The sequence below is a fragment of the uncultured Agitococcus sp. genome, assembly GCF_937920075.1.
Taxonomy (GTDB): Bacteria; Pseudomonadota; Gammaproteobacteria; order Pseudomonadales; family Moraxellaceae; genus Agitococcus.
Genome location: NZ_CALETI010000141.1, coordinates 1 through 1325 on the forward strand (window position 1 = coordinate 1; position 1325 = coordinate 1325).

The 1325-nt window shown below is 51.4% G+C and carries 1 pseudogene; it reads right to left on the reverse strand.

What is annotated here, in order from left to right:
- Window positions 1-174, reverse strand: a pseudogene (locus Q0212_RS05240) (IS3 family transposase); the annotation flags it as partial.
- Window positions 175-1325: the final 1151 nt, after the last annotated feature.

The window sequence follows — 1325 nt, forward strand, 5'->3', positions numbered from 1 at the left end:
TCAATGGGCGCATTATCATAACAATTCCCCTTAGCACTCATTGAACCCACAAATTGATGCTGTGTTATTACGTTACGTTACGATAGGCGTGGCTACAGTATTGACTTCCTCTGTCAGAATGGACAATTAAGCCTTTCGCCGTTTAATCGCCATATTTAATGCCTGCACCACTACTACCCCATTTAGCTGTACTCAATCAACCTCACGACGTAAACGCAACGCATTAAAAACGACAGACACAGAACTCAGGCTCATCGCTAAAGCAGCAATCATCGGTGACAGCAGCCAGCCTGTTAGCGGATATAGTACGCCCGCAGCAATCGGCACACCAATGGCATTATAGACAAAGGCAAAAGCCAAGTTTTGCTTCATATTGGCGACAGTCGCAATGGAAATACCGCAGGCCAAGGTAATACCTCGCAAATCCCCTTTCACCAACGTTACCTGTGCACTATTCATGGCGACATCGGTGCCTGTTCCCATCGCAATACCGACATCAGCTCGAGCCAGAGCTGGCGCGTCATTGATACCATCGCCCGCCATCGCCACACAGCGGCCTTCACGTTGCAGACGCTCCACTAAAGCCAGTTTGTCTGCTGGTTTTACCTCGCCATATACTTCATCTATGCCCAAACGCTGCCCCACCGATTTTGCTGTGGTCAAACCATCGCCAGTTGCCATAATGACACGGATATTGGCCGCTCGTAACGAGGCTAAGGCGTCTGCGGTCGTTGCTTTAATGGGGTCAGAAACGGCAAGTAAACCTGCCAATTGCCCATCTACAGCGAGATACATCACGCTCGCTCCCTGCGTTCTCAACTGTTCCGCCGAGCTTTGGAGGGATGCCGTCGCAACGCCTGTTTGTTCCATGAGCGTGGTGTTACCCATCACCAATTTCTTCCCTGCCACTTCACCATGGACACCAATGCCTGTATTGGACTCAAATTGTGTCACTGTCCCGAGTGTGATTCCGCGCACACGAGCGGCACTGACAATGGCGGCGGCGAGTGGATGCTCACTACCCTGATCCAGACTGGCGGCAAGATACAGCACGTCCGCCTCGCTAAAACCCTCTGTAGGTACAACACGATCAAATGCAGGGCGACCTTCGGTGAGCGTGCCTGTTTTATCGACAATTAAAGTGTCAATTTTCCGCAAATTCTCAATCGCAGAGGCATCTCTAAACAGCACGCCTTTACTCGCCCCTGTGCCCGTTGCCACCATAATGGACATCGGTGTCGCTAAACCTAGCGCACAAGGACAGGCAATAATGAGTACGGCGACCAGATCGGAAGAGCGTCGTGTAGGGAAAGAGTGTCTTCGCC